At 42.2% G+C, this 26,674-nt stretch carries 25 protein-coding genes and 3 pseudogenes; 22 read left to right on the top strand and 6 right to left on the bottom strand.

Annotated features, from left to right (window positions below; translation table 11 throughout):
- Positions 1 to 82 precede the first annotated feature (82 nt).
- The 5 genes from MJO52_RS09100 to MJO52_RS09120 all read left to right on the top strand — a co-directional run bounded on the left by MJO52_RS09100 (position 83) and on the right by MJO52_RS09120 (position 5,756).
- Positions 83 to 439: a VOC family protein gene (locus tag MJO52_RS09100; RefSeq protein WP_252085623.1), complete on the top strand. Its 357-nt coding sequence runs from the start codon at positions 83 to 85 to the stop codon at positions 437 to 439.
- Positions 440 to 694: 255 nt separating this feature from the next.
- Complete coding sequence (locus MJO52_RS09105) at positions 695 to 1,855, top strand: acyltransferase family protein (RefSeq protein ID WP_252085624.1); 1,161 nt, start codon at positions 695 to 697, stop codon at positions 1,853 to 1,855.
- A 712-nt stretch (positions 1,856 to 2,567) separates the two neighbouring features.
- Entirely contained in the window at positions 2,568 to 3,926 is a 1,359-nt protein-coding gene (locus MJO52_RS09110) for a serine hydrolase domain-containing protein (protein WP_252085625.1), read from the top strand.
- A 412-nt stretch (positions 3,927 to 4,338) separates the two neighbouring features.
- Positions 4,339 to 4,683, top strand: a complete 345-nt coding sequence (locus MJO52_RS09115) for a VOC family protein (protein ID WP_252085626.1) — start codon at positions 4,339 to 4,341, stop codon at positions 4,681 to 4,683.
- A gap of 629 nt (positions 4,684 to 5,312) precedes the next feature.
- Complete coding sequence (locus MJO52_RS09120; protein ID WP_252085627.1) at positions 5,313 to 5,756, top strand: hypothetical protein; 444 nt, start codon at positions 5,313 to 5,315, stop codon at positions 5,754 to 5,756.
- A 151-nt stretch (positions 5,757 to 5,907) separates the two neighbouring features.
- Here MJO52_RS09120 and MJO52_RS09125 read toward each other — a convergent pair whose 3' ends face one another.
- Positions 5,908 to 6,960, bottom strand: a complete 1,053-nt coding sequence (locus MJO52_RS09125; RefSeq protein WP_252085628.1) for a DMT family transporter — start codon at positions 6,958 to 6,960, stop codon at positions 5,908 to 5,910.
- Positions 6,961 to 7,834: 874 nt separating this feature from the next.
- Between MJO52_RS09125 and MJO52_RS09130 the strand changes: the two genes are divergently transcribed.
- Complete coding sequence (locus tag MJO52_RS09130; protein WP_252085629.1) at positions 7,835 to 8,218, top strand: VOC family protein; 384 nt, start codon at positions 7,835 to 7,837, stop codon at positions 8,216 to 8,218.
- Between the two features lie 486 nt (positions 8,219 to 8,704).
- On the opposite strand, the gene MJO52_RS09135 is transcribed toward MJO52_RS09130, so the two are convergent.
- Positions 8,705 to 9,199, bottom strand: coding sequence for a DoxX family protein (locus tag MJO52_RS09135; protein ID WP_252085630.1), 495 nt, complete (start codon positions 9,197 to 9,199; stop codon positions 8,705 to 8,707).
- 1,065 nt (positions 9,200 to 10,264) lie between these two features.
- On the opposite strand from MJO52_RS09135, the gene MJO52_RS09140 reads away from it, so the two are divergent.
- The gene (locus MJO52_RS09140) at positions 10,265 to 10,771 is read left to right on the top strand and encodes a GNAT family N-acetyltransferase (RefSeq protein ID WP_252085631.1); all 507 of its coding nucleotides are present in this window, start codon (positions 10,265 to 10,267) and stop codon (positions 10,769 to 10,771) included.
- Positions 10,772 to 11,135: 364 nt separating this feature from the next.
- Here the strand turns inward: MJO52_RS09140 and MJO52_RS09145 are convergent, their stop codons facing one another.
- Positions 11,136 to 11,963, bottom strand: coding sequence for a DUF2306 domain-containing protein (locus tag MJO52_RS09145; RefSeq protein WP_252085632.1), 828 nt, complete (start codon positions 11,961 to 11,963; stop codon positions 11,136 to 11,138).
- A 190-nt stretch (positions 11,964 to 12,153) separates the two neighbouring features.
- Between MJO52_RS09145 and MJO52_RS09150 the strand changes: the two genes are divergently transcribed.
- The 8 genes and pseudogenes from MJO52_RS09150 to MJO52_RS09180 all read left to right on the top strand — a co-directional run bounded on the left by MJO52_RS09150 (position 12,154) and on the right by MJO52_RS09180 (position 17,822).
- Entirely contained in the window at positions 12,154 to 13,425 is a 1,272-nt protein-coding gene (locus MJO52_RS09150) for a sensor histidine kinase (protein WP_252085633.1), read from the top strand.
- Complete coding sequence (locus MJO52_RS09155) at positions 13,425 to 14,099, top strand: response regulator (RefSeq protein ID WP_252085634.1); 675 nt, start codon at positions 13,425 to 13,427, stop codon at positions 14,097 to 14,099. Before MJO52_RS09150 ends, MJO52_RS09155 begins: the two co-directional genes overlap by 1 nt.
- Positions 14,086 to 14,538, top strand: a complete 453-nt coding sequence (locus tag MJO52_RS09160; protein WP_252085635.1) for a hypothetical protein — start codon at positions 14,086 to 14,088, stop codon at positions 14,536 to 14,538. Before MJO52_RS09155 ends, MJO52_RS09160 begins: the two co-directional genes overlap by 14 nt.
- Before the next feature lie 616 nt (positions 14,539 to 15,154).
- Positions 15,155 to 15,475: a hypothetical protein gene (locus tag MJO52_RS09165; protein ID WP_252085636.1), complete on the top strand. Its 321-nt coding sequence runs from the start codon at positions 15,155 to 15,157 to the stop codon at positions 15,473 to 15,475.
- A gap of 57 nt (positions 15,476 to 15,532) precedes the next feature.
- Positions 15,533 to 16,042, top strand: coding sequence for a hypothetical protein (locus MJO52_RS09170; RefSeq protein ID WP_252085637.1), 510 nt, complete (start codon positions 15,533 to 15,535; stop codon positions 16,040 to 16,042).
- A 325-nt stretch (positions 16,043 to 16,367) separates the two neighbouring features.
- Positions 16,368 to 17,078: pseudogene (locus MJO52_RS09175) on the top strand (YwqG family protein).
- Positions 17,059 to 17,130: a DUF1963 domain-containing protein gene (locus MJO52_RS21415; protein ID WP_353505483.1), complete on the top strand. Its 72-nt coding sequence runs from the start codon at positions 17,059 to 17,061 to the stop codon at positions 17,128 to 17,130. Before MJO52_RS09175 ends, MJO52_RS21415 begins: the two are co-directional and overlap by 20 nt.
- Before the next feature lie 353 nt (positions 17,131 to 17,483).
- The gene (locus MJO52_RS09180) at positions 17,484 to 17,822 is read left to right on the top strand and encodes a hypothetical protein (RefSeq protein WP_252085638.1); all 339 of its coding nucleotides are present in this window, start codon (positions 17,484 to 17,486) and stop codon (positions 17,820 to 17,822) included.
- Between the two features lie 96 nt (positions 17,823 to 17,918).
- Here the strand turns inward: MJO52_RS09180 and MJO52_RS09185 are convergent, their stop codons facing one another.
- Positions 17,919 to 18,341: a PACE efflux transporter gene (locus tag MJO52_RS09185; RefSeq protein WP_252085640.1), complete on the bottom strand. Its 423-nt coding sequence runs from the start codon at positions 18,339 to 18,341 to the stop codon at positions 17,919 to 17,921.
- 113 nt (positions 18,342 to 18,454) lie between these two features.
- Between MJO52_RS09185 and MJO52_RS09190 the strand changes: the two genes are divergently transcribed.
- Positions 18,455 to 19,360 carry a LysR family transcriptional regulator gene (locus MJO52_RS09190; protein ID WP_252085641.1) on the top strand — a complete coding sequence of 302 codons (906 nt, stop codon included), beginning with the start codon at positions 18,455 to 18,457 and terminating at the stop codon, positions 19,358 to 19,360.
- On the opposite strand, the gene MJO52_RS09195 is transcribed toward MJO52_RS09190, so the two are convergent.
- Positions 19,355 to 20,236: an SDR family oxidoreductase gene (locus MJO52_RS09195; protein ID WP_252085642.1), complete on the bottom strand. Its 882-nt coding sequence runs from the start codon at positions 20,234 to 20,236 to the stop codon at positions 19,355 to 19,357. The genes MJO52_RS09190 and MJO52_RS09195 overlap by 6 nt on opposite strands.
- A 688-nt stretch (positions 20,237 to 20,924) precedes the next feature.
- Here MJO52_RS09195 and MJO52_RS09200 point away from each other — a divergent pair.
- From MJO52_RS09200 to MJO52_RS09215, 4 genes and pseudogenes are all read left to right on the top strand, one after another.
- Positions 20,925 to 21,185, top strand: a pseudogene (locus MJO52_RS09200) (GFA family protein); the annotation flags it as partial.
- Between the two features lie 185 nt (positions 21,186 to 21,370).
- Positions 21,371 to 21,970 carry a dihydrofolate reductase family protein gene (locus MJO52_RS09205; protein WP_252085643.1) on the top strand — a complete coding sequence of 200 codons (600 nt, stop codon included), beginning with the start codon at positions 21,371 to 21,373 and terminating at the stop codon, positions 21,968 to 21,970.
- Positions 21,971 to 23,216: 1,246 nt separating this feature from the next.
- A complete protein-coding gene (locus MJO52_RS09210) occupies positions 23,217 to 24,383 on the top strand; it encodes an iron-containing alcohol dehydrogenase (RefSeq protein ID WP_252085645.1) in 1,167 nt (388 codons plus the stop codon).
- Positions 24,380 to 24,820 carry an acyl-CoA thioesterase gene (locus MJO52_RS09215; protein WP_252085646.1) on the top strand — a complete coding sequence of 147 codons (441 nt, stop codon included), beginning with the start codon at positions 24,380 to 24,382 and terminating at the stop codon, positions 24,818 to 24,820. Before MJO52_RS09210 ends, MJO52_RS09215 begins: the two co-directional genes overlap by 4 nt.
- A gap of 361 nt (positions 24,821 to 25,181) precedes the next feature.
- Here MJO52_RS09215 and MJO52_RS09220 read toward each other — a convergent pair.
- Positions 25,182 to 25,358 (bottom strand): annotated as a pseudogene (locus MJO52_RS09220) (carbon storage regulator); the annotation flags it as partial.
- Positions 25,359 to 25,554: 196 nt separating this feature from the next.
- Here MJO52_RS09220 and MJO52_RS09225 point away from each other — a divergent pair.
- Positions 25,555 to 26,070 (top strand): hypothetical protein, encoded by a 516-nt coding sequence (locus MJO52_RS09225; RefSeq protein ID WP_143731642.1) that lies wholly within the window; start codon positions 25,555 to 25,557, stop codon positions 26,068 to 26,070.
- The gene (locus MJO52_RS09230; protein WP_143731643.1) at positions 26,070 to 26,279 is read left to right on the top strand and encodes a hypothetical protein; all 210 of its coding nucleotides are present in this window, start codon (positions 26,070 to 26,072) and stop codon (positions 26,277 to 26,279) included. Before MJO52_RS09225 ends, MJO52_RS09230 begins: the two co-directional genes overlap by 1 nt.
- The last annotated feature ends 395 nt before the right edge of the window (positions 26,280 to 26,674 follow it).

Here is a 26,674-nt window from a genome sequence, read left to right on the forward strand (position 1 = left end):
AGCCAGCCTCTCTGTGGTGAAGAATCTATGTATTCTTATGTTGAGTGCTTAATATTGTTGGCCACATTTATGGAGTCATGATATGAAGATGAACTATGTGGTTCTCGGTAGTAATGATCTGGAGGCATCAATAAGGTTTTACAATTCACTTTTTGAAGATACGAGATTTGAACAACTATTCTCTAATGAAAGGATGACTTTTTGGCGGTACAAAGAGTTTACATTTTCGGTGGCAGAGCCCTTTGATGGGGAAGAAGCTACGAATGGAAATGGAACAATGGTTGGATTTAATGCTGAATCAAAGAAAGAGGTGGTAAGACTATATGATAAAGCGGTTGAATTGGGTGGCACCTGTGCGGGTAAACCAGCTCAGCGGGGCTTGAAATTTGCCGCATATGTAAGAGGTTTAGATGGAAACAAAATATGTTTTTTTGAATAGGATTTATGTTATTTCAATGAGGTGGGTGGTTTTTAACTTTAGGTTGTCTGCTTTTGGTGTAATAGTTTATAGAGTTATAACTATCAATTGATAGAGTTTGATAGGAAGCGTCTTGAAAAGAAGAGTAATGCATAGCGGCCTTATGGCAGCTTTTGTTAAAGCTTAAGTCTGCTAAAATTGTTTTTTATTGCCGCCAAAAGGGAATGTAGGCAAGTTATATGCTATTGAAATTTAGAATGTCATGGAAAGAGCTGTATGAATAACGTCAGGGTTTCCGAGCTGGATTGGTTGAGAGTCATATTGATTTTGGCGGTATTCCTACACCATGCATTAATGCCATTTAATGGGGATGAATGGCATATCATGAATGCGGAGTCTAGCAAGCTGCTTGATGATGTTATGGTATATTTTGAGCAATTCAGGCTGCCAACACTATTTTTTATTGCTGGTGTAGGAAGTGTATTGTTGCTCCGTAAAGTCTATCCATCTCAGTTTTTGCGAGATAAATTTTTTAGATTATTTATTCCTTTGCTTGTAGGGGTGTTACTTGTTGTGCCGCCTCAGAATTATATTGAGGATATTGGTCAATATGGCTCATTTTTGCAGGCCTTCCCTCAGCTTGCACTTAAGTTTGATTCAAACCACCTATGGTTTATTGAATACTTGGTCTTCTTTTCATTGCTTGCAGTACCGTTTTATTTTTTTCTAAGGTCACAATGGTCAAGTTCATTTAAAGGATTTGTAGAGTGGTTGTCCGATACATCAAGTGGTCTATTTGGATTGGTTTTGGTATTGATTGTAATCAGAGTGGGGCTGAAATTATATTTTCCTGATAATGGTCATGGCATAGGCAATCTGTCTTCCACTTTGTTTTATCTTTATTTCTTTTTTGTCGGTATGTTTTTCATACAATCTCGGAAGATTTGGGCATCATTAGAGAAGTATCGGAAGGTAAACTTTGTGTGGTTACTGGTCAGCTCATTAATTTTTTATGCTTATTACTATTCTCCGGACTTAAGCGAGTATTTGTCGTTGCAAGCTCGTTGGTCAATTTGGTGGTTTGTAGGTTGTTTAGTCGCCTGGTCAGCGTTATTGACCCTGTTAGGTTATGCTCAACGCCACCTAGCAAGCACCCCTAAATGGCTAAAATTTAGTAATGAATTGATATATCCATTTTACATTTTTCACCAAACAGTCATCGTTGTGCTTGGTTACTTTGTAATTAACTTGTCAATGTCTTTGGCGTATAAAGCTATGGTACTAGTTGTTGGTTCTTTTTTGATAACTACAGCTATATGCTTGTTAGTTGTATATCCATTCAATGTAACACGTAGACTCTTTGGGCTTAAGCCTAGAAGAAGTAACGTAAGTGATGATATTGCTTGTAATAAAACAATTCACGGGACTGTCAGGTAATAGTAGTGTAAGTATGAGAATTGCAGTTTCTAACTGATAAGGCATGGTTGTTATAAAGAGTAGATGGAGTACCGTGATGAGCTTTTTTAACTTTATTAGGAGAGCGGTCACATAATAATTTATAGGGCTACTTTGGTTGAGGACACCTGTCTCTAATCAGCAACTTTTAGCACCTAGTATTGTAGGTGAGACGTATGTTTTAATTTTTGGATGTCACTGGTTCTGAGAGTTAGTATTAAAATCTTAACTTCCCACTGATGACCTGTAAGTGGGCTCTGCGATGAAAGGGCTTACTGGAGGAGCGTGGTGGTCTCTTAGACGGTAGATGTACTTAAATGGAAAAGAGTAGCAAAGAAACTCTTGCAAGTTTAATTGGACTACGGAGCTTGCCTGGCCATGAATGGTAATCCCCACTACAGCAGAACAGCTCAATATATCTAGTACAAAAATCTCACCTAGAAGATGGCAAGTAAGACCATGGTATCAATTTTACTTCAGAGTAAACCCGGACTACTCAGCGTCTCGCCCTATCATATATTGATTCGGAAAACTGCTCTTCTTAAGTTGATAGTTTTGATTAAGTAAACTGTAAGGATAGCAGTTACTTAAAGTGAAAATTGGAATAATTTTTTAATAAAAATTAAAATCAATGTTATATTCGATTTTTGAGAAGCTTCTTTGTACAACTTCGTTTCAAAAGGATAGGGGTAAAATGAAAAGATTAATACTTGGTATGTTTCTGCTGATGTTGAATTTAAATGTGTGTTTTGCTGATGTGGTAGAGGATAGGCAAAGGCGTTACAAACAAATTTTGGTGGAAAACGTTAAAATAGGTGAGCCTGGTGTCGCGGTTATTGTCAGTAAAAAAGGAAAGGTGATTTTCCAGGGGGCTCATGGCCTCGCAAATCTAGAGCACAATATACCTTTGACAGCTAATAGTGTATTTCGCTTGGGTTCTATCACTAAACAGTTTACTGCAGCAGCAATAATGATGTTGCAGGAACAAGGTAAGCTTTCACTAACGGATAATATTCATAAATATGCACCTGATTTTCCAACTGAAGGGAGTGATGTAACCATTGAGCATCTTTTAACTCACACTTCTGGTATTGCTAATTACACTGAAGATGAGGAGATTTTTGCTAAAGAAATACGGTTGCCGACAACCATTGACGATATGCTAATTCGATTTGCCAAGCACCCGATGAAATTTAAGCCAGGCGAGCAGATGCGTTATTCGAATACGGGTTATGTTCTTTTGGGAAAAATTATTGAGGTTGCTAGTGGGCAATCATATGCTGATTTTATCGATGAAAATATTTTTAAGAAAGTCGGCATGAAATCTAGCTACTATGGTGGTTCCAAAGTTATCCCAAATAGGGCTAATGGTTATGATACATCACCTGATGGCGTAGTTAATGCTACGTATATCGATATGATGTGGCCTCATGCTGCTGGAGCACTTTTATCTACTGTGACAGATCTGGATATATGGTTCAAAGCTTTACGAGATGGCGAGGTACTTTCCAAAGAAAGTTATCAGAAAATGATTGAACCGTTCAAGTTGAATGATGATTCTATGTCAAATTATGGCTATGGGTTGGGCATCGGAAAACTTAATGAATATGACATGGTAGCACACAGTGGTGGTATACCAGGTTTTACTACTGATGCATTTTATATTCCATCTGAAGATTTGTACATTGCCGTCTTAAGTAATCTAAGTAGCCGTAACCCAAGTTTAATTAGTAAGTTATTAGCAGCTAAAGTTCTTGATATACCTGTGCCGAAGTTTAAATCAGTCGAATTAGATGAAAGTAAAGTTAAAGGGCTTCTGGGTAGCTATAAGATTGATGAAAATTCCGTTAGGACATTATCTTTGGAAGATGGGATTTTTTATTCTCAACGAAGTGGTGGTCCAAAATACGAAATTATTCCAATGTCTGAGAATAGTTTCTATTTCGAGAATACTTTGACCTATATGGTTATTGAGCAGGATAAAAATGGTAAGCAGGTAATGAGTTTCTATAATGATCTCGCCGTAAAGCCCCAGCAGGCAGTCAAGTTGTAGAAATATTTTGCCCCCTCTTAAAAGAAGGATAGAGAGGGGGTAAATTGCCGTCATCAGGTATAAGGATAATATGAAAGTTGACTTAATCTTTCTTTATCGTATTCATGTGTAATCAAATATGGGAAAGCTTCTTATGGATAATGCTTCCACTGCTACGATAGGTATATTCTTAATGCCTATTCTAATAACAGGAGGGGTAATCCCAGAAACTCATGAAGATTCTTGTAGTTTTGTTTCGCACAGTAGAATTAAAGTAGAAGGCTCGACAGAAGTCGCTTGGGCAATCAACTGAAATGGCTTGGATAAATTAAAAGAAATGTCGGAATCACCCTGTAGAAAATCAAAGAGTAATATCATCATATTCAGTAACCATATCTGAAGAATTTGTAATTCAATCTACCAATTGAGAATTATGAAAATACACCATTTAGAAATTGTTACTCTAAATGTAGATAAAGTATGTGCAGCATACGAAGCTGCTCATAATGTCCGATTTGATGATGCCGATGAACTTCTCGGTGGAGCTCGAATATGTAGCTTAAAAGATGGCAGTATCGTCGGTTTGCGTCGACCTTTACGAGAGTCAGAAGAGCTCGTAGTTCGCCCATATTGGCTGGTTGAGGACATAGAAAAAGCCATAAGCTTTATTAAAGCTCAGGGGGCAAAGATTGCGGTTCCACCATTAGAGATACCTGGTAAAGGGATATTCTCTATTTATATCAATGGCGCTGTTGATCATGGATTTTGGCAAGTTTGACAAGGGTAATTTTATTAGCCATCGAGTAATAGCTCAAAAATTGTCTTGAATTTATTACGATGATTGAATCTAGGTTCACTCTCTACAAGCCCTACAATCGATCAATTTTCGATCCCCATATAAATCATCTTTGTGGTAGATGAGAAGGAATTTAGGGGACGTGGATTCGCCCTCTAACAATTAGTTTAATTCTTATCTTAACTCAATAATCTATATGCAAGTATTCCGCTTGAGAATGATTAAAGTACCTCTGGCTCAGCTGGCTCCAGATTTAAGCATGTGATCAAAGCGTTGGGTCGACGGTTCGGTACTTAATCTAATTATGTAGCCTGGTCTGAGTAGAATAATTTTTACAAGATCGCCATATATCCCTGCTTAGACAAGTAATACAGTTAAATACGTATTTTGGATACATGTAAACTTTAATAAGGAAGCCTTTAACTACAGTTTAATCCGGCAAATTTGGGGTGACTAAAAGACCTTGGTTTCAAATGGTTCTTTTTTATATGTTATAATGGATTTAGATTTTAGGTTTAAATATGCGCCAGTTGACGGGCTTTACGTTTTACGTTGGGCTTTTCATTGTTCTGAGTGTTTTCATTAAAACATTATATTTTAAGGTTAAATCTATGTCGAAAGTTAAAGTAGAGTGGAAAGTTATTTTACTCTCCGCTTTTGCTGGTTCTTTCTTAACCGGTGTATCCCAATATTTACTTTTAAATGCTTCATATGATAATGATATAAAAAAGGCAAGATTATTAGTAAGGCAAGAGCTCCTTATGAAAGAGCTAGAAGAGCGTAAAAAAGCATACAAAGGTATAAGGAAAGCTGTCCTGGAGTTTCATAACGCCAGGTCTGAAAGAGATATGCTGGTTGCAGGAGTTAAAATAAATGCTCTTAAGCCATATTTTGAAAGGGTATATAGATCTCAAGCAAGTGTTGAAGCTTGGCGGGAAAAAATGATGGAAAAAATTAAAAATAAAGATAAAGAAGCCTCTGACGATTTTTTTGAAGAGATGGAGGCGGCTTTTCATGCAGATTTAAAAAGAATTGAAAGTCAAATACTTGAATAACCTCTAATCAGCACATCCGTCAATTAAATTTCCTATGCTTCTGAACACTTATTTTGAAGACGTAAGATAATGGTGTAGCTTTTTAATGATAGATTTAACTTAAACCTGTAACTCTAAATTAAATGTAAAATGTGATCAGTAAAATACTGATTTATACCCCCTTAAATGAGCATGGCTTTTCATACTTCATTTCGACGGCTTTTTGTTCACGATATTGACCGAGTAGTGAGATTCCTATTCCGGCCATGATAATAATTCCTCCAATAATTTGAGCAAAGTTTGGAATCTCTTGAAGGATAACGAAGGCGAAGAAAGTGCCTGCTACGGGGGTGATGGCGGTAGCGATAGAGATGTCGGCAGAGCTGGCCCCTCCTTGGAGCCCTTTAAACCAGGTGATCTGCCCAAAAACAATAATGACCGCTCCATATACAAGCATCCACACCCAGAGGAATGGGGAAAGGAGGTCGTTAAAGTGGTTGGCTCCAAATACAGAGAGGACAATGACCGAGAAGAGGATCACACCCGCAAGCATGCGGAAAACTGAAAAGACGCCAATAGGGACGCGATCAAGCAGTTTCCGACTGACCTGAACGGCAATGACGCCTAAGAGTGTTGCTACAGCGGTTAAAATTTCTCCAGCTTTGGGGAGGGTTTCTAGGAATTGGTTCATTGCTGGATTTCCAAGATTCAGCATTTTCATGCTCATTGGATCTTCCATCGGAGGTTGATGTAGCACAAAAATTGCAATAACACCAACCGTTACCACAAGGGCACCCACTATTGAGAACCCTGTTGGCTTCTCCCGGAACATTAAAAAAGCAAATAAGAGTCCTAAGGGAGCATCTAAAGTTGCGATTAAAACGACATTGGTCACCTCTGTGATCATTAGAGCAATAAAAAAGAAAGCTGGGGCAAGAACACCAGACATCAAGATGAGCACAAACATGTAAAACCAGTCTTTGAAAGGGTATTGTTTTAAGATGCTGAGGCGCCAATCTTTTCTATAGATTATCAAAAGGGTGATACCCGCCAAGAGATTTCCTGCGAACAAGAGATTGCAAAAAGAGATGGGATTGTTTCCATTAATGAGATGATGGGCACCGAGCTCCCCGATTTTCGCAACAACAGAGTTGGAAGCAGCAAAGATAAGAATCGAAATCCATAGCCAAAATCGGGTACTTTTTACGGTGTGCTGATTTTCCATTTTGAATCCCCTGAGTGCTATGGCAAGCTTAAGCGGATTTACCTCGCCCTTTGCCAACTACGACTTATCTGATAGTGAAGGTGGGTCATTCTAATCTGGATTAGTTTAGACTAAATCTCATAATCGGCTGCCTAAAAGCAGTTAAAATTAATCTATATATCCACTTCAGAGTGATTTTTCTGGTCAATGTTTGAGGCAATGTTACACACTTTCCACCTGCGCTCAGTAAAATATTCGAATTTAGTTCGGAAAACATGATTGTGAAATCTGATTTGGTGGATGGATTTTATAGGCGTAATTTCATCTCTTATGCTGCATCGTCAAACAGTCTAGAGATGGATATTTTCTACGAGTTGAAAGTTTTTATGACTTATTGACGCTAATGGATGAAACTGGATTTTCGACTGCCTAAGGTGGTAGATCTCTTCTCGGTGGATAGGGTGAGGCCTAGGGCTTGGAAGTTCATAACTACTTGATCGTTTTTCACTTCCTGCACTGTGACTGAGACACTGTAAATAATTCTTAGTTTTGGACGGTTGAGCGCTAATGGTTAATCGGCTCGTTTTCTGCTGACACTCAAGATCAAGGTAAGTATTCTGAGCTGGGGAAGCTTGGTAATAAGTGGTGCCTGTAGTCTCAGTTTGGTGAACATAAGGGTAGAGAGTCTCGACTTGTTAAAGGTGGGTGTCAGGTTCCCAGTGATTAGGGATTTTTTCCAGAGTAATGAATATATTTTACTCTTTTATCTCGAACCAACTTGGCCAGCTGGTTCTTCATGCTTCGTTTAACTTTCTTCTTCAGTCAATAGTCTTGGTAGTTTATACTTTGCTGGTGGGTAGCCAATGGTTACTTCGACTGTATCTTTGTGAAAGGAGTGCTAGATATCAAGCCGTTTCATCTATCGTTCGTTGTTCCAGACCTAGAAAAGGCAAGGGAGTTCTACGTAAATCTACTTGGCTGTACTGTAGGCCGAGATACAGGAGAATGGATTGATGTAATATTCTATGGGCATCAGATTACTATACATCAAGAAAAGGATGGAATGGTAGCCAAGCCTATAGATCACTTTGGCCCATTACTTGAGAAAAAACAGTGGAGTGAAGTATTAGCTTTACTCAAAGACAGTTCGATTCCATTTGTACTGGAACCACTAGTGAGAGGCGAGGACTCTGAAAATGAAGCTGGTAAATTTGTAGTTAAAGATCCGGCGGGCAATTTACTTGAGTTTAAGTACTACAATAATTTTCAGGCACTGTAGCTGGTAATGATAAATAAAAAAGACAGATGGTAGCTATAGTTGTATATTACTTAGCAAGTTAGTTCGATAATCCAGGCTTGATGTATCTTGCAGTTTAATCAAGTTCTACCTATTTATCTTTACTGAAAATCAATTCAGGGTGTTTCCCGATCGGGAAGCATTGTGAGCGATGCCTGGTGCCTGGCGGCGGAGTAGGTGATGGGCTTTTAATGGGGAAGGTGGGCAATTAATGGGGAAGGTGGGCAATAGGCTTTTAAAGCTTGGGGGTCTCTTCAATTTATTCAGGGTGATCGAATTTCATATTAAAGGATGTAAAGTTGGCTGGTTGATTTTTAATTTTTCTAAGTATTCTTTTTAGCTGTTAGTCTAGATGAATTGTACTTCTGTTTTGTCGGTGTCTAGGGGTATATGTTTTCAATAGGGTTGCCAGATTCGGATTAAGATTGAAGAAATAACTGTACTAACTATGACAGCAGTCCAACTTCTTTAATTGTGGTCATTAATGCCTAGCTTATCAGCGATTAGGTAATCTAAGCTAAATCGACCAGGGCCTGTAGTTATTAACCATACAAATAAAATAATATATAAAACTTGGGGTAGGTAAATAAACCAGCTTAGCCAATCCAATGGCCCTATGCCTTTGGGGATGACATGCTCAATTTCAACAGTGGTGATAGCCACAATCATTACGATAATTAGTATAATCGCAACAATTGAAGAAAAAAGCCCTGCTATTAATAGTAAGCCACCAAAAAATTCTACAGAAGCTAAAAATATAGCCATAAGTTCATGAAAGGGCACTCCTATTTCTTTCATTAAATTTATTAGGTCTGCATGTCTCTCAGGTACAAATAGCTTGTTATACCCAGATACTGAGAAGAATAACCCCAATGACACACGTGCTACCAAGATAGGTATCCATTCCCAATTATGAGCACCAACAAGTATTTTCTTCGTCAGTGGGGAATCTTGTGTGAACATAAGCGCCTTCTTCTATAGCTGTATTCTAACTGTCAGTTTTAATTTTAAATGCTTTGTATGATTTTAAAGTCTTCTTTGTAGTCGGTACCAAATATTGGAATATTTTTATTCTCACCTGTAGGTGTGTATATTTTAACGTCTTTTTTACTGAGAGCTGTCTGCAAGTAAGTAACCAGCTCAGTCATTAATGTTGTGCCGTTAATAAATTATTTTTATTTAGGTGTTAAGCATGGCTAAAATAGCTGGTGCAGACGCAAATTGCCTTACTCGTTATACACCGAATCGGCATGATTGCGCATATCCTAAATGCCAGCGACCTATCTTGACTGCGCACTCAATTTCGGAGGCGAAAGCTAGAGAGATATTAAAAAACACGACAAATGCAATACAATCCGCAATGCTTTCACCATCTTAGCCTATTCAAATGTCAGGGCAAATTAAATCGATGATTGACCTTTTCCGCGCCATATGACGTGTTTGTGGTTAGGTAGCCCACAGAGCTCCTTATCCAATGGGAGCTTTGGTGCTATTTCTAATTTTTGCCGGGACTCACTCATGGTCAAGTGTGGAGATGGATCAGAATATCCTATAGCCCTTTTGAAATCGTGGTGAATAAAAAATCGGTAAGGAACAGGAAGCAGTGAGTAGCTATGTCAAGGGAAGAGATTTTAATGGGGAGAAATGTACAAATGAAAAATGCCACCTAGCTTAATTCAAGAATTTATAAGAAGCTCGGACAAAAACAAGAGCAAAAAAGCATACTCTTTCTTCTTTAAATATTTGCCCCTTTAGCCTCCTCTTCTGTAGCCGAAATAATATTCCCAGCTGTTATTCTTTACCGTTTCGGTATTTTTTATCAATCTCTTTCTTTTCTACCGGTGCTCAAACTGCGGTGGGCATTCCTTGATGAGTTCACTTGGAAAGTGGCTTAAAGCCGGAAGGTAAGGTTGGGGCCTGGGTTGTGTTCTTTGTATAGTAGGTATGATAAATTTTGTAAATGTAAAGATGCATAATATAGAGCAGCTATTTTTGAATTAACTGTTAACCTCTTTAAGAGATCATAAATTGAATATTAAAATTCGTAATGAAAGTGGTGGAGATGCTGAGACAATCCACCGAGTTACAGTCCTAGCATTTCGGGATGCTCCACATACTAATCACACTGAGCAGCTTATTGTGGAGGGTCTTCGCAAGGCAGGTGCATTATCTTTATCTCTGGTGGCTGAGTCAGATGGAGAAATTGTAGGTCACGTTGCCATTTCACCAGTAAACATTTCTGATAACTCGACCAACTGGTTTGGACTTGGGCCGATTTCAGTACTACCTGAGTATCAAGGAAGGGGAGTTGGCTCGAAACTTATGGGGAAAGCTCTTGCAGACCTTAAAGAAAAGGGGGCAGAGGGTTGTGTAGTACTTGGGGATACTAATTATTATGGGCGCTTTGGCTTCAAGGTGATCGATGGATTGGTTTTGCCAGGGGTTCCAGCAGAGTACTTCCAGGCACTGTCATTTGGTAGCAATTTTCCGCAGGGAGAGGTTGTGTACCACGAGGCATTCTCGGTTCAAGGTTAAGAATCGGCTACACAGCGACTGACTTTCTACCGTTTTGCGGCTCTGGGCCGACGCGTGGCCTGAGTCAAGCACGGTTTATACACCGTTATTTGCTAGGGTTGTCTCTATAGAGATTATTAAGGCTCTTTTTTTTGGGCCTCCTTCCTTGGAGAATCTACTTTCAACGCTTCCCATTGCCTGCTTTCGCTCGTTTCCGATACGTACATAGATCTCTTCTCCGGTTGATAGTCTTGGCGATTTATATTCTTATTTGGCGGGTGCCTAGGTTTGCCATTCGAGTTTTCCTACAAAGTTGAATTTACGAGTCGTGAACCTCTACAGCCAAATCCGCGTAAGAAATCCACGATTATCAGCTCGATTAACCTTAGATCCGTGGCAACCACATTCCCATCGTAGCGGCAAAAATACCAATGGCCATAAACACAGTCAAAGGTATCAGGGTACTGACAAAAGCAATCTGAGTACCTTGTGCGGTTCCACGCTTTTGACAGTGAAAATACCATTCCAGCATGGCCAGCGGGAGGAGGTATTGGCCGAAGCCCAGTGCATACAGGAATGGCCCGGTAAAAGATTCCCAGTCGACTCCCCAGCCGCCGGTGAGCATTGCCCAGCCCATCAAGGCTACACGAAAGAACCACACCGCACTGGCAGCCATAAATAGGCGTAAGGCCCAGCGACGGTGCTCAGCAAAGCGTCTGGCCATCGCGGTACGCACCGCCAGAAAGGCAAACATCAAAATTAGTATGCCGTCCATGGTGATACTGATCTGTGATACCAGATTACCAATAGTGTGCCGCGTCCAGGTCATGTAGAGCCCCGCAACACTGGCGATGACGGCAGTCAGCAGATAGCTGTGTCCCAACCAGCGATGGAAGTTGGGGGCATGCCGTCGCACTGAAGGGATCAGCTGCAGGGGCCCACCGCCGATTACAATTGCGGCCAATAGCACGTGACTCACCGAAGCGAGATTACCCAGTGTATCTCCCTCGCGGAATCCTGCCGGAAGGTGCAGTCCTTTCAAGCCGTGCACCCCCGATTCGGCAATGGGTGGGTAGAAGACGGCCAGGATATAGGCAAAGAAGATCGCATGGCCGATGGCCGCGATGCAGAACCAGGTTTTTACCGACAGGTAAACGGCCCGCCGGGTGTCGAATGATCGCGGCAGTGTTTGGCTGAGTACAGCGTCGTTCATGGGGTTTCTCCAGGCGTTTATGGTGCGTACTTGGGCTGAATGTGCCTGCCGAGCATGTTCGGTTTTTTCAGGCACACGCACATCGGCCACAGGCAGGAATCGGGCCTCCCCCAAAAGGTGGAGATGCGACTGCTCCCGCCTCCCCCGAAAGCCCCATGACAGCTGGTTGCGCCTGGTTTAGCATGCGGAAATGAAATCGTCGTCCCTAAATACACCTGCGCCGAATCCGCTCAACACCAGCTCGGAACTACCCAAGCTTCCGGTGTGGCAGCCCTTCCGCGGGCCATTCGAACGCTGGCCGCACCTGACTGATCTGCTCATCGCCTTGCTCATGTTTTTGCTGACGCTACTGATGTGGTCGCGCGACGAGGCGCGGGAAGAGCTGGCCATGCAAAATCTGGGGGATGTTATTGCTTTCCAGTGTGCGTTCATTGGCTCCTTCGCTCTGTTGTGGCGTCGCACACACCCCTGGCAGGTACAGGCCGTTATTCTCGGCGCAACAATATTGCTGGAACTGGGTTTACCGGCGGATGGCATCGTTGCCATGGCGGTTTCGCTGTATAGCCTTGGCCGCTACGAGGCCAATACCCGAGCCAGTTTTATCGGAGTCATCGCAACGCTGGTTTTTGTGGCGATTGATCAGGGTATTCCGGTTCAACCAACTGCGGCAGGCACAGTAACGGTGATGCTGGTATGGGCGTTGTGGTATATCGGTCGTCGGCTGCGTTTTCGCGGCGAATATCTCCGTTTACTGGAAGAGAGAGCTGAGTATTTGGAGCGCGAACGCAATGCCGAATCTGAGCGTGCGGTAGCGGCCGAGCGCACACGAATCGCCCGCGAGATGCATGATGTGGTGGCGCATCAGGTGAGCCTTATGACCGTGCAAGCCGGTGCCGCCAGGGCCATCAGCCGCAATAACCCGCAAGCCGCCAGTGAGGCCATGGCTTCGGTGGAGGCTGCTGGCCGTCAGGCCATGACAGAAATGCGCCATCTACTTGGCGTACTGCGCCCGGCCAGTAGCGACACCGCGCTCACGCCGCAACCGGGTCTCAATGATTTACCGGCTCTGATTGAAAAGGTCCGGCAGGTGTTAAGCGAGGTCGACTACGAAACCCACGGCATGCTGGAGAATGTACCGACCAGCGTCGCTCTCACCGCCTATCGTATCGTTCAGGAATCTCTCACTAATGTCATCAAGCACGTTGGAGCCGCTGCGCGGGTTCAAGTGAGCCTGCGCGTAGACCATGAGACTCTAGTGATTCGTGTAGCCGATGATGGCAACACCATTGGCGACCGGCCCATGGTGGAAACAACTATTGACGAGCAGCCTGGCGGTGGGCACGGCATTGCAGGCATGCGCGAGCGCGCGGAATTGCTCGGCGGCCATCTGTATGCGGGCGCGGTCGATGGTGGTGGTTTTGAGGTGTATGCACAACTACCTACAGGAATGGTGAAAACATAATGTTGCGAGTGATGGTGGTGGATGACCAGGCTTTGGTACGGTGTGGTTTTGCGCTGATCCTGAACAATGAGCCCGATATTGAGGTGGTCGCCGAGGCGGGTACCGGCATTGAGGCAGTTAAAGCCGCACGAGCGCATCAGCCGGATATCATCCTGATGGATATCCGCATGCCGGAGATGGACGGGCTGGAAGCCACGGCACGCATCCTGGAAGCTAGTGATGCAACTTGCCGTGTCATTATTTTGACTACGTTCGATCCCGATGAATACGTGTTTCGTGCGTTGAGGGCCGGGGCCAGTGGCTTTGTGCTCAAGGATATTCCCCCGGAGGCACTGGTGCAGGCAGTACGCACCGTAGCAGAGGGCGGTGCCATGCTTGCACCGGGCATCACTCAACGCCTGATCAGCCAGTTCGCACAGAAATTGGGGGCAGGGCGCAACCTGTCAGAACGCCTGGAACGCCTCACTACTCGCGAGCGTGAGGTACTGGAGGCCATCGCCGCTGGCAAGAGCAATGCCGAGATTGCCGAGGCTCTGTTTATTGGCCCCGCCACTGTGAAAACCCACGTTTCCAGCTTGCTCTCCAAACTGGGGTTACGCGATCGTGCACAGGCGGTCGTGTTCGCTTACGAATGTGGCCTGGCCACCGTAGGGGAGCGCGATGTCGGTTTCTAGGCCAACACGCGCTTTGCAACGTAATGCACTGTATCGGCTTGCTGCCATCGGCGCAGTAATTCTGGGGCTGTTCCTCACCCTCGGAGCTCAAGGTCACTTTACAGCCGTTTGGCCACTGGTAACCAGCGACGGAATGGGTTTATCCCGTCGCTTGCTGTTGATGTTGCCCGGCATGATGCTTGCCGGCACCGCGGTGTTGAACTTCCTGCTCTGCAAACCACTCTGGCAAGAACGTGGTTACGGCCTTAACGTTACACTTGCGGGCAATCTGCTTGCTATGAGCTATTTGCTCTACCTGTTGTTACGCGGCGTACCCAATCACCCTATTGGCGTTTTCCTCGCATTGGAGATGTCTTTTGTACTGCTGCTCGTAGTAACAAGGGCGGGACTGGTCTGGCCTGCGGTAGCAGAAGCGCCGGTTGAGAAGGGCATGCAGTAATGTATACGCTCGGGGATTGCACTAGCTACCCGGCACCTTAAACCTCAAGCTTGTTATTAACTTGCTAGCTTCTTTCTGAAGTCAGACAAATCGATTTCTCTTTGTACTTTTGAAGCCCTGACCGGGTCGTTTTTGGAAAACAACTTCACCCGTCAAAATGATTTTGATCTCCACCAAAACTTTCAAAGTAAAACACCTGTCCGCTAGTATTATCACGAAGTGACTCGAAAAGAATCTTCCCGGTAAGTGCATTGCTTTTTCTCCGAAGCTCGATCGATAGCTTCCCGCATAAACTTTGCTGAAACAAAATTTATCTGCTTGATGATTAATGTTTAGACCAGCAAATCCTTGTTCAGAGTTCTATCGAAATCTTACTTTAAATATATGTGCCAACTAAAGTGAGGGTTCTTGGTCTTCTTTGTCTTTTTCGCTTACGAATGTGGCCTAGCCATTGTGTGGGAGCGCGGTGCCGGCTTCTAGATCAAAACCCGCTTTGCAACGCAATGCACTGTTTTCTCCCTGAAAATTTCAATTAACTTTGTTTTTTGATCGTAAGTTTTCTCTGCTACAATCGGTGTGCGTGAAAACGTTATCTTTATGGCAAGAAGTCTGAAAGATGGATGAACTATTAAATAATTTAGATAAGTTAGCAGTTAATAATAGGCTTGAATCTCAAGCTCTTGAGGGGGCAAAAAAATGGGTGAGTTCCAAAGATTTTGATATAGATAATTCCGTAACTAGAAAATTCAAGTATGAGTTTCATGCTAATAAGCTATGTTTCAAGCATGAGTTTAAGGCTGTTCCATATATAGAAACATACTTTAATATTGTTCTTGATGAAGTTGAGGTGGGTTATTATTGTTGGGTTTCTGATCTAAATGGTGAAGTCCTTGACGATTTGTTAGTAATAACAGATCGCGAGTTGAAGTGTAGATAACAAGGCTCTGATATAAACAAGGGGCCTTAACCTTAATCCGCCGCTATAAGAATCCAAATGAGTAGATTTCAAAATTGGAAAAAAACAAGTAATAGACTTGGAAGTTATATGTTCCCTTTGGCGATCGTTTGGCTGGGGATTGGTTTAGGAAATGATCTCAAAAATCAAGAGTATGGTAATATTGTAACCACAATAAAAAATCATGAATTTCAAAACAGTTGTAAATTAAAGCTGGATGTTGATACAGAATTTCCACTTGGTTGGTCTCCATCCAGTTTTGATGTTAAATTGGAAAGGGATGGGAAAGTGGTAAGTACTTCAACAAGTAAGTACTTCAAGCCTGATAGGATCGAAAGGTCCCCAGGTGAGTTTTACTACATGTTTAAGTGGTCTGAAATGCAAGAAGGGCGATTAATAGCCTCATATCTAGAGATGGAGATTGAAAGAGGAGATGCACTCAAATGGATAAAGGTCTCCGCTTGCGAAGTATTGGAGGGGGACGACTATTTTTACGCTAAAGCTGATTTTTGTGTGGATGAAAAGAGAGTCGTAGTTCAATGCTCTTAATGATTTTGTCTTGCGGACTGTTTCGGTTTTTCTTCAACTATTCAAAATAACAGCATTATTATGATAATCACGTTAAATAAAGCACTATCTGATAGAGGGTGGCTCCTCAAGAGATTAGGATCTGTTCGCTTCCTACTGATGCTAAAGTTTGGGTAGATATTTAGCGGGAAATAAGCACGGTAATTGATGATATAACTCAATGTGAGGGGTAGATCGTGCCGATGAATTTTGGGCTTATAGAAAAGCGTGGTATATAGCCACTGTAAAATTAATTATTGCTCTAAAAGGCAGAGTTTGAGTCGCTGCCTTGAAAATGGAGTAAAAATTGGACGTTGTATTAAAGGCAAAGAAAATTCGTTCCGAATTAGAGAGGTTTAGCCTTTCGACAGTTAAGCTTTTTCCAAAGGCAGAGAAAGCTGAGCATATTTGGAGTACTAAATTTGGAGGAAAACCATATTGGCCAAAAGGTAAGATATACCCTGTTTCAGATGATGGAGCCAAGTTGATTCTTCTAGCCAAGCTCAACTTTGATGAGTTACCTAAATTGGATCAATACCCTAAAAGTGGAATGCTTCAATTCTTTATTGAGGATGATGATGTTTACGGAATGAAATTTGACCGACCAATCAAGGAGGTAATTTCATCGCCAAGGGGCTATTGGGTAATTTGTCATCCTGATTTTGAAAGAAACGAATTGCATCTAGAAAACGATCTGCCGGAAACAAATGATGAGAGCTATCTTCCCGCTTGAAGGGAATATCGAATCGAGTGTACTCTCGATAAAGAGGTTCCATCACCTACTGACTACAGATATGAGATGTATGTATCTGATCCTCTTGAGTATGAAGAAGACCTTGCTAAATACGTTTACAATATTTTTGCTGCTGAAGGTAGCAAGATCGGCGGTTATGCTAACTTTACACAGGAAGATCCACGCATCTCTGAAGAAAAAGATAATTGGCTTTTGTTATTCCAAATGGATTCAGAGTTTCTTGGTGAAAATCAAATAATGTGGGGTGATATGGGGGGTAGGTAACTTCTTCATCGAAAGAGAGGCGCTTAAAAACAGAGATTTCTCCAGAGTCTAGTATAACTGGGATTGCTGTTAAGGGCCGAAAGCTAACAATAATATCTAGGTGGCAAGCTACGGGAAGTCTAATTTAGGTGTTAGCGTGAAATTAAAGCTTTAAAGTATCCTATTTTTTAGTAAAAATTAGACAACATTGGGGGGGCAGGCCTCCTTCCTCGGAGAGTTCGTATTATAACTAATCCACATTATCTACTCTCTCTTCCCTTTTGAGTCACACGTCGATTTCTCCTTGATGAAGAAAGGAGGGAGCATGGATGCCTACCTTTACTTGATTGTCTTTTACTTTCAGTACTTATATTGAGATTTATGTTTCAATGCGTAGCTTATCGCTTAAGAGGGTGTCCGTCGTTGATGGGTAAGATCATAAAAGATGTCACATTCAGAAATGGTGAAAAGGCTACCATGTTCAAGCATGCCAATGGATATTGGCATTGTCCTGTATGTGGTAGCCCTGAGTTGGGGTCTCCTGCTTACTTAGAGGATGGTAGTGGCTCTTTTCAAATATGTAGCTGCGGATTTGAGTTTGGTTTCGATGATGAACCATCGGCATCCGGTACAAAAATTGACTCTGTCATTGGTAATTGGGAAGTTAAAAGGCATCGTAAGTTGCAATACTTATCTTCCAAGTCCGATCAATATAAAGAACTGCTAACAAATTTAAGATGTATCGGTATTGAGCTAAGCACATAGTAAAAGCATGTATCTCTGCCCCCCATCGGGTGATTCCGGCTTTGTGTATCTTAACTGGTCCTGTATTTCATCTAAAATAGAAAGTGGAGCAGACCTTTAACGATTGTGTTCAGTAACTTGAAACGAGCTATGCAGCCTATCGAACCAGTAGTTGAATACATAGGTATATATCACGATGTAAATCACCATGACTATCTCAAGCATAAATGCTTCTAGGATAGTCAGATTAAAGCTCCAGGCGATTACTGGCAACGTCAGTACCAACATACCCCCCTCAAACAATAACGCATGTATGGCTCTAACGATAAATGTCTTTTCTGGTTTTTTACGTATATTCAATAAGTACCAGTCAAAGGCGTGATTGAAAATCATATTCCAGACCAACGCAAATAGTGATAGTCCAGCAGCAATTGCCAGCGACTGGTGTACCTCCAAATCAAACATTGGAACCACTAGTAAGCCACCCGTGAGCAGCAGAAAAAACTCGTAGGAAATTGCTTGCACTAAACGATTCTTCAATGAATAAGTCATCAACCATACTCACTCTGCTTGAGAAAATATGCTTGAATGATATATAGTTAAGTTAGATGGAAAAAGTTAGATACCATACGTTAAACAGATAGATTGAGTGAATGGCAGTTTCTATTGAACAACTGGAAGCATTTGTAGCTACTGAGCAGGCTGGCTCGTTCTCAGCGGCTGCACGTAAATGTGGAAAGGCACAGTCGGTAATCAGCTCACTGGTATCGAACCTGGAGGTTGACTTGGGAGTCAATCTATTTGATCGAAGTCAACGATACCCGCGATTGACGGACGCTGGTGAGTCACTGCTGGAACGCGCACGGAATCTTATCGAGCAACGTGAGCGATTGATGGCGATCGCACAGGGTTTGTCTCTGGATGTCGAGGCCCGGTTGACGTTGGCTATTGCCCAGCATGTTCGTATTAAAAACCTGGGTGGACTCTTTCAAGAGTTTGAGACCAAATATCCGCATGTTCAAATTACGCTCAGAGCGGGAAGTGTTCAGGATGTACAGACCTGGGTTGAAGGGGATATAGCCCAACTCGGGATTATCACACAACTGGATGAAGTGCCCGCTGGATGCGATTTCAGAGCCCTGGGCCATCTGAAGCTCACAGGCATCGCCTGCGTTGATCACCCGATTGCGAGACTCACTGAAGTTACCTGGGAAGACCTGAAACAATACCGACAAATCTTATTGCAGGAGTTTGAGATATCCAGCCAAACTCGCTGGCTGGTGTCTCCCGACGTGTGGAGTGTGTCACGTGTCGATGATGCACTTGACCTTGTCGAGGCCAATTTGGGCTGGGCAGTATTGCCACTACACGTGGTTGCGAAGGGGATAGCGGCGAAAAAACTGATACAGCTTCCCCTTGTATTTGAGCAGGAGAAAGAGCTGTCACATGGTGTAGATATTATCTGGTCCAGTAAGCGTCCACTGGGTCCCGCAGCCACTGATTTGATGAAGTGGCTGAGCACAGAGGACGCAATACTGAACAAGGATCAGTCGCTATGAAGCGTTTGACAGATCTCGGGCAAAATCTGTGATAGTTGTATCTGGTTTACCTAACACCTGCCAGGTTTTTTGACTCACTGGTTGCTCCTTTAGCTGCTCTACGTAAGTCAGCATATGCTCCATGAATACTGCCTGTTCTTCGGGCAGTCCCATTTCTGCAATGGCGGCGATAGGGTGGAGGACAATTTCTGTTCCCGGAGAATAGCCCTCGACAAACTTCTTGGCTGCTTCAGGCAAAGACATCCCCTCAGTACCCTGAACCGAAAAACTCTGGTTGTAAGCCATCTCATTCCCGATAGCATTACCGATCATCTCTGCCAGATCTGTTGTATTAGTGTAATAGATAGGGTGAACATGATTACCGATGATAGCAAATTGATCGTTCTCAATGAATGTAGGAAAAGTATCTAGGAAGAACGAACAGAAGAAGAAAGTGTAATCAATGCCAGAATTTTTAATGGCCTCTATACCTGGTTTACGGATTATATTGGTCTCATACTCTAGGCCCTTGTCTGCTAATTCCGGGTGTAGATAATCAATACCCGCAATCTGCATAATGTGCTGCACACCAGTGACCTTTGCAGCCTCAACGATATTAATCACTCCTTCACGTTCAGTGTGAAAGGGTAAGCTAGGGTCAAGTGACGTAGTATTCAGGGTAATATAAAGCGTTTTGGTACCAACCAGTGCCGAGACCAAGCTCTCTTTGTCCGAGACATCTGCTTCGACAAGCTGGATACTCTCTGGGAGGATAGTGCGAGCGCTAATTACGTCCCTCACGATCGCAGTTACCTTTACACCTTTATGATCCAGTTTTCGTGCTACCTGACGACCTAAATGGCCTGTGGCGCCAATAATCGTAATAGTTTTCTGCATGATTCAACCTTTCAAGTAATGACTGAAGTAGCCCATACTTTGCCTAAGGTATAAAAAATCTTACAGTTATGTACCATCTACCAAACAGATACTACAGCAGTTTTCACTGCATCAACGTATCTAAGCGGCCGACAGGTTTTAGGGGGTAATTAATTTAAAGTGGGCCATGACTGACTACTCTTCAGTCTAAATACTAAAATCTCGTCTGCATCAAATTTGAAATTTGTGATTTCGCCTTCTGATTAATTGATCACCTAATTTGGGTGGCGGGTGTCATCGGGTATTGGTACTCAGTTTATTTTGCTAATCCATTTATTATTAATGTATAGCAAGTATTCCATTCGCTATAGGTTTCTTTACCACATAGCAAGTCTCTTAGAATAACTAGCGTCCATTTATCGCCAAATACATCCAGTCCGTTCACGATAGGGCAATCGGAACGCATAAATTGATCGTCAGGGCTCGTACACGCACACTTATACATTAAAAATGAAATGGTAGATTAGTGACTTCAATTTCGTAGGTAATGGTAGAAATTCATGCCCAAAACATCAGGAGAGTGTTTGTACCGTTTTATTAGTTATAATTGCTCCGAAGAGACTGTAATGGCTGGACACGGCCATTGTACAGATTGTCAGAAAGTTAGTGCCGAAGGACACATTGCCTATATTGCTGTTCCTCACGGAATTTAATCATAAGCGGTGATATTGCGTTTCATAAGAAGCAGGCGGATAGTAGAAATACAGTAAGGAGGGGTTTTTGTCCTCGCTGCGGTTCGCATAATTATGCAGAAAACAGTGGTATGCCGTGGTTAGAATTTGTCCATGCCGGAAGTCTTCATGATTTGGAGCAATTCAACCCTACGATGATCGTATATGAAAGTAGCGGCGAACCTTGGGATAATCTGGACCCAGATTTACAAAAGATTGAAAAAGTGCCAAAGATGTGATTGTAGCCACTCGGGCCAGAGGCCTACAAGACAGTTCGAGCTATGTCTAGTGGGTGCTTATTACGTTCCTGCTTGTTTGAGATTGTTATTAAGCGGCGTTTTATACAACGTTTGAAGATTTGTATTTCTACGAGTAAGCCTGCATAAGATGCCATAAAGGATTTACCCCTCGAGAGAATCAGCCAATGAGAAATTTAGCCATATTGATATTTCAAACTCTTGACGGTGTAATGCAAGCACCCAGTATACCCGAGGAAGATTTTTCAGGCGGCTTCCGTCATGGAGGTTGGGCAAAGGATTGTTGGAATGATGTTATGGAACAAGTTATAAAGGAGGCAATGTCGGAACAGTATGACCTGCTATTAGGCCGTAATACATATAATTTATTTGCCTCAAATTTTGCCAGTGCTGAACCTGATAACCCAGTAGCAGACAAACTAAATCGGGCAAAAAAGTATGTGGTGACATCAGATACTGATGATCTAACATGGAATAATTCATTCAAACTAAAGGGCTCTAATGCAGCTGTAGAGGTCGCTAAAATTAAAGAAATAGATGGGCCCCTGTTACAGGTTCACGGTAGTTGGCAATTAGTGCAGTTACTTCTTAAGCATAACTTGGTAGATGAGCTTAGACTTTGGACCTTTCCAGTAGTTGTTGGTGAAGGAAAACGCTTATTTGAAAACGATGAAATTTCGTCGAAATACAAGCTCATAAAATTTGCGACGTGTCCTTCAGGAGCCTTTATGCACTTCTATCAATCACTAGATCGCAGTGCAGTATGAAATTTTACTTAGATAGACACTCACTCGTATAGTCTCTGATGCAAGGTAATATATTTCTTTTCGGGTTGAGTAATTTTCGCGGTTAACGCAAAAGTGAATCCACAGAGTGACCAGTGATGCAAATGGCACTCGACGAGATTAAAGAGCACATTGAGCTATTTGCAAACCAGACACAAAATGATAGTTTAATCGACGATGAAGATTTTAGGTAGAATATTTCATACCATATCCATTCGAATAGATTGTAGAATGGCTGAAATCAGACTAGTAAAATCGATCAATATTTACACAATGAGTTGTCTGAAATCCCAATCGACTTCATCCCCTTAGGTTAAAAGGCATAACCGGTCAATACATCAGCCGGTAAATAATGCAGTTACTGACTTAGGTGTTTGTGCGATATCTGTATCTTACAGTCTAATACAGTTTTATCTTCTATAGACAAGACTCAGCTGGAGCTTCCTTCCTTAAAGAGTTTGTTCTTAACACACGTCCAGTGTCTACTTCTTGTTCTTTTTTACGCTCACAATTTGCTAAATTTGCAGGATCGTCTTTCGGCTCTGTGTACTTTAATATATCGTTTGAAAAGCGCCTTTGGCCTGAGTTCCCCAATGGTGGAGCAGCGCGAAGGAGAAGAAAGTTAGGTATAAACCTCGGTTAACGGCCTAGTCTATATGGCATTGAAGCCTTGGATCTATCGCTGGCCCGTGCCCAATCTCGTGCGTCATTACCAGATACGTTGAGCGCGCTCACACTGGATGAGGGGCTGGAGAGAGGTTTAGCTGCCAAATGATCTAGATACGTCAGAGAATCTTATAAATCTCATATCTCTGCTTGAGGTAATATTTCTAGAATAAATGAAATACCGTTACTATAAAGGGTACTATTGGAGCAAGAGTAAAGAACATAGGCCTCTTGCGGCACATTTTGAATACATCCAGGTAGACTTGCAGTCGGGAGTTTGCGTTATAAGGCTTTGCATGGGGCCTATTCAGCCAAACCGGCTATTCACTAAGCCCAATAATACGATCAGTATCAACGTGCATCTTTATTTCGCAATACTATTGAGTAGCCCTTTAATCGGCGTATCTACATTGGTGACTTGGTGATTCATTTATCGTAGTCTTGACTGACAACTGATTAGCACCAAATTCACTTTGAGCTAATCAGAAGTTCCCTAGGATTTGAAATGGAACTATTGCCAAACGAAACTGTGACACATAATAATTAAGGCGGTGACAATCCTATGTTAAGTTTTGAATTTAATACTACAAAATCGATTATAAACGGCCCTGGCGGGTTAAATAAAATTAGTGAGATATGTGACCAATTAAATATCACTAAGTTGTTAGTGGTCACTGATCAAGGTATTGTAAATTGTGGTTTGGTTAAGAAACTGAAGGAGCAATTACATAGTAAATTCGCGACCATTATCTTTGATGGCGTTAGTGCTGATCCTAAAGAGCAGATCGTATTGTCGGCAGTAGCCTTAGCAAAGCAGCATAATGTTGATGGTGTAATTGGATTTGGTGGTGGCAGTTCAATGGATACCGCTAAAGTGGTTGCTGTAATGATGGATTCTAACCAACCTCTAGAACAGCTATATGGGCTTGAACGAGTTCAAGGAGGTCGCGTACCTTTGGTTTTAATACCTACCACTGCTGGCACAGGTTCAGAAGTAACACCCATCGCGGTTTTAACAACAGGAGAAACCACCAAAGATGGCATCGTCTCTAAACAATTATTACCAGATGTTGCCTTATTAGATGCACAATTAACTCTAGGGTTGCCAGCTCATGTGACTGCTGCAACTGGCATTGATGCTATGGTGCATGCCATAGAGGCATATACGTCTAAGCATAAAAAAAATGCCTATTCAGATATGCTAGCTAAGCAGGCGTTGCTATTGCTTTCAAGAAATATAGAACAGGCCACACATCATGGCGAGGACATAGATGCAAGACAAAATATGTTATTGGGTGCCTGCCTTGCAGGTCAAGCTTTTGCCAATGCACCAGTTGCCGCTGTACATGCTCTAGCTTACCCATTAGGGGGGCATTTTCATGTGCCTCATGGATTGGGCAACTCGTTAGTATTACCACATGTAATGCGCTTTAATCAGAGTGATACAGCCAAGCTCTATAGTGAATTGGCGCCATATATTTGTGAACACATAAATACGTCTCAATCAGATCAAAAAGTGTGTTCTGATCTCATTGCCTTTATTGAGCGGCTAATTGAACGATTAAAATTACCCCGGACCTTAAAGCAATTAGATATTGGCGAGCACCATTTAGAGGTGCTCGCCACTGATGCAATGCTACAAACTCGCTTACTAATCAATAATCCGAAACCGCTGTCTCATGATGATGCACTCCTGATTTATCAGGCTGCTTATGAGGAGGCTTTGTGAGTAAGCAGGCTGTGTTACGTACAGATTATTTTTATTTTGAAGAGTTAACTACCAGATGGATGGATAATGATGTGTATGGGCATGTAAATAATGTAGTTTACTACTCCTATTTTGACACCATTGTGAACAGCTTTTTGATTAATAAGGCTGAATTAGATATTAAAACCAGTGAGAACATTGGTTACATAGTCAAATCTGATTGTAATTATTTGGCCGGTATTTCTTACCCTGAAAAAATACTTGGTGCTTTTAGGGTTAATAGAATAGGCAATTCTTCGGTGGAATATGGTGTCGCGATTTTTAAAGAAAATCAAGAAAATGCATGTGCGCATGGCTCTATGACGCATGTCTTTGTTAATCGCCATACCGAACAGCCGACAAAAATTTCTGGTCAATTGCTCAGGGCGTTACAAAGTGTATCATTTGGTGCTGGTTAACTTTTTAGTCGATAGGGTTGGGGGTTATACTTTTTAATTGGTTGGTGTCCAGGGTTACTCTTTACACTGATGGCCTATTTTCTTTCAGCTGGTTATGAAGATGAATGGGAAAAGGTAACTGATAAAATTAGAGTATACAGATTGCAGTAACGCTAACTATGTCTTGAACTCAGCTGATCCTCCTAATTAGTGTTGATTTTTCAGTTATAGAGGGTGGGGAGTTACTTTCTGATAAGTGTGAAGATAAATGTAGGATTGTGACATTGCCCATCATAGAAATAGTGTGCGCTCAAAGGTGCCACTATGATGATGAAAGAGGGGAGGAGGTTTGGTTGGTGTTCCCTCCATTGTGAATCAGCTCTCACCGTCTTTCGGTGCCTACTTTTTGTTCTCTTTTGATACGCGTATAGATCCCTTCACGATGGGCGGGGAGGGATTTGGGGGCGCGGATGCCTATCTTTACTTGATTTCCTTTCACTTCCAGCACTATTACTGAGACGGATGTCTCAGCTTGTAGATTTTCGTCGGTTTGGCGTTGTGGAAGTGGATCAGTAAAAGACGGGGATTAGGTACTGGGAAGTTGGGGAGTCGCTTCAAGTTTCTGAGTTAACTAATTGGATTCGCTATGACTCTAATGGCAAAGGGGATCGGGTTTGCGGCTGGCTATGGCTCGTCGTTAAGCATTGAAGTAATATCGCTTACCAGTATGGGATTGAAACTTATGGAGTGAGTCAATGGGTCTTAATGTTTTGAGCTTTACACGGGATGATGCCATAGGGCACGCAAAACTACACAAACGTGCCAATCAAGTCTATATGAAGAGATTTGATGTGGATGTGGTGCTTAGGAAAGGAAAGCTTGATAATCCGCAGATCGATAAGGTTAGGTATCGTGAGGACCATCGGCCAATGATGGTGAAAAACAACAGAACGGGTGAAGAAAGGCCCAAGCGAAACGATATCGTAACCTACCGGATGCCAGGCTCTTCAGAGCCGTATATTTTGGCTAAATCGGGTGGGGTATCACTTTTCGATGGTATCAGTAGCAAAGTTCCATTTAGAGAGGGAAAGGATGCTTGGTGGATAATTACCAAAGATGCGAGATTGGAACCAGGGTTGATTATTGCAAAAGATATGTTTCCCGATGCAGAAGGCAATACCCACTACTCGATTGAAGCGGAAATCGACATGCCTGTTTCCGAGTATTTTGAAAAGCTTGCCGCCTTAAAAAAATATATGAGAGTTAAGTAATGTCTTATAACTACAAAGATTTGAACTATATACGAGAAGCCCTTGCTTGCTACGAAGAAAAATTATGTGATGTTGATATTAATGAATGTGATGATGAAGAAGCTGAAGAGCTTCAAGAAGATATTCTATACATGGGGCGTTTGAGGGCGTTGACCGATAGAATGATTGACGAGTGGGAGAATAGGGGCCCCACTTTAACCTCAGTCTGAAGGTCGGGACATAAAGTAAAAAGGTTAAAGTAGTTAAGGCCTCCCTTATGTAGGGAGGTCGTATTTAGCTAATTATTTAGACAAATATAGGTACAGGTTGCATCTGCCTTCAACTGCCTAACCTAGGTTTTTGTTTCATGAAGAGATTTATACTCCTGGCATGCAAACTTCTATTGGTAACCGCTGCATTTATACTGCTGCTGTTAGTGTCATTTCTAACTACTACGCTATTGGTGCAAGGAGATCAACACCCAGAAAGCTGGGTGATAAATGTCTATGATATTTCTGCTATGGCGATAGTAATTGCCCTTTATATTGCCGTAATGGTATTTACGTTCAGAAGATTTATTAAGACAGAAAAGCGCCTCAGGGAGTAGAAGTATAGTGATGTGATT

The organism is Microbulbifer variabilis, assembly GCF_023716485.1.
Classification (GTDB): Bacteria; Pseudomonadota; Gammaproteobacteria; order Pseudomonadales; family Cellvibrionaceae; genus Microbulbifer; species Microbulbifer variabilis_B.